Origin of the sequence: Nitratidesulfovibrio liaohensis (genome assembly GCF_011682075.1) — a bacterium.
Classification (GTDB): domain Bacteria; phylum Desulfobacterota; class Desulfovibrionia; order Desulfovibrionales; family Desulfovibrionaceae; genus Cupidesulfovibrio; species Cupidesulfovibrio liaohensis.
Genome location: NZ_VSMK01000429.1, coordinates 1 through 2,275, shown reverse-complemented (window position 1 = coordinate 2,275; position 2,275 = coordinate 1). Strand labels below are relative to the sequence as shown.

1 protein-coding gene is annotated in these 2,275 nt (G+C 66.5%); it reads right to left on the bottom strand.

The genetic code is table 11. From position 1 onward, the window contains the following. Positions 1-2,141: type I secretion system permease/ATPase (locus tag FVW27_RS13490; protein ID WP_167125957.1), on the bottom strand; the 2,141-nt coding region annotated here is incomplete at its 3' end. Between the last annotated feature and the right edge of the window lie 134 nt (positions 2,142-2,275).

Here is a 2,275-nt window from a genome sequence, read left to right as displayed (position 1 = left end):
GGCCCCGCGGCGCGCACCTGATCGCCGCGCAGCGCGGCAAGGACGGCCTGCTTGGGGCCGTCGGCCACCACCCGGCCATGGTCGAGCACGATCAGCCGGTCCACCAGGTCCAGCATGCTCACCCGGTGGGTCACCAGGATCAGCGTCTTTTTGTCCAGTATTTCCGCAAGGCGCCGCTTCAGCGCCATTTCCGACGAATTGTCCATGTTGCTGGACGGTTCGTCCAGTATCAGAACGTCGGGGTCGTGCAGCAGCGAACGAGCCAGGGCCACGGCCTGGCGCTGCCCGCCCGAAAGAGCCATGCCCCGCTCGCCCACCGGCATGCCGAAGCCCGCCGGGTGCCCGCGCACGAAATCGACCACCCCGGCAATGGTGGCGGCGCGCAGGATCATCCTGTCGTCGGCGTTGGGCACGCCGATGGCGATGTTGTCGCGCACCGATCCGTAGAACAGGTAGTTGTCCTGGGCAAGGTACCCCACGCGCGAGCGCAGGTCGGCCATGTCCATCTGGCGGATGTCCACCCCGCCGAAGCGCACCGCGCCGTCACGCGGCTGGTACAGGCCGATGGCCAGGCGCCCCAGGGTGGATTTGCCCGAGCCCATGCGCCCGATGATGCCCACCCGCTCGCCGGGGCGGATGGTGGTGTTGACGTTCTCCAGCGCCAGCCGTTCCGAGCCGGGGTAGGCGAAGGACACGCTTTCGAAGACCATGGAATGTTCCAGCGGGCCGAAATCGACGTACGGACGGTCTTCGGGCCGTTCCGTGGGCAGGTTCATGAGCATGTCCAACGACTTCAGGGCCATGCGCGACTGTTGCAGCCGCGCCAGCATGGCCGCCACCTGGCTCAGCGGGGCCATGGCGCGCGAGGCCAGCATGTTGCAGGCGATCAGCCCGCCCATGGTCAGAAGCCCGTCGGAAATGCGGTACACGCCCCAGATGATCACCGTCACGCTGACCAACTGGGTGAACAGGATGGACATGGTCACCGAGATGTTGGCCAGCCCCTTGGACTGGGCGTTGGACGAGGCGCTCATGCCCACCACCTTTTCCCAGGCGTGCTGCATGCGCCCTTCGGCCAGCGACGATTTCACCGTTTCCAGCCCGTTGATGATCTCCACCAGCAGGGCGTTCTTCTGCATGCCTTCCTTGTAGCCCGCCTCGGCCACCCGCTGGAACGGCAACTGAAGCAGCATGCCGATGCCCACCACGATGGGTACCGCCAGCATGGGCACCACGCCGATGGGCCCCCCGATGAAGCACACGATGAGCACGAACAGCACCAGGAAGGGCAGGTCCACCAGCGCCAGCAGCGTGGTGGAGCCGAAGAACTCGCGCAGCGATTCGAACTCGCGCAGGTTGTTGGCCAGCGACCCCGTGGAATCGGGCTTGGCGTCCAGGCGCAGGGTCATCAGCTGATTCATCAGGCGGCTGGCCAGCACGATGTCGGCATTGCGGCCCGCCACGTCCACGAAATAACTGCGCAGGTTGCGCAGCAGAAAGTCGAACACGTAGGCGATGCCTATGCCGATGGCCAGCACCCACAGCGTTTCCGTGGCGCTGTTGGGCACCACGCGGTCGTACACGTTCATGAAGAACAGCGGGCTGACGATGGTCAGCAGGTTCACCACCACGCTGGCGAACAGCACATGCTTGTAGATGGGCAGGAAATGCAGCAGCGTGTCCCAGAACCAGCGCTTGGCCTTCAGCAGCTTTATCTCGCTGGCCCGGCGGTCCAGCTTGCCTTCCAGCCGGGCGAACATGGCATAGCCGGTGTATTCCTTGGTCAGCTCGTCCACGGGCACTGTGCGCGGCTCCATGCCCGTTTCCGGAAACAGCACCTCGGCCTTGTCACCGTTCAGGCCCAGCAGCACGCAGGCCTTTTCCTGCCGCAGCAGCAGGATGCACGGCAGGGTCAGCGCGGAGATGCGGTCCAGCGTGGGGCGGTACACCACGCTGGAGGCCATGCCCGCCGTACGTGCGGCGCGGATGCAGGCGGAAGGATGCACCGGCCCGTCGGACATGGGCAGCCCGGCGATGAGAAACCGTGTGGACACAGGCTTGCCGTGCAGGCGGAACAGGAAGGCCATGCATTCGATGAGCGGCGGCGTGTAGTCCACGTCCGCCGGGTCCAGGCCGCGCATGTCGGGAATGCCGCCCTGCGGCACCGGGGGTTCCAGCGCGGCATCCAGTTGCGGACCTTCCAGCGCGGCGGCAGCGGCCGCCGCCGCATCACGCGGGATGGAGGAAGGCGGCGGAGGCGGCACAGGGCGCGGCG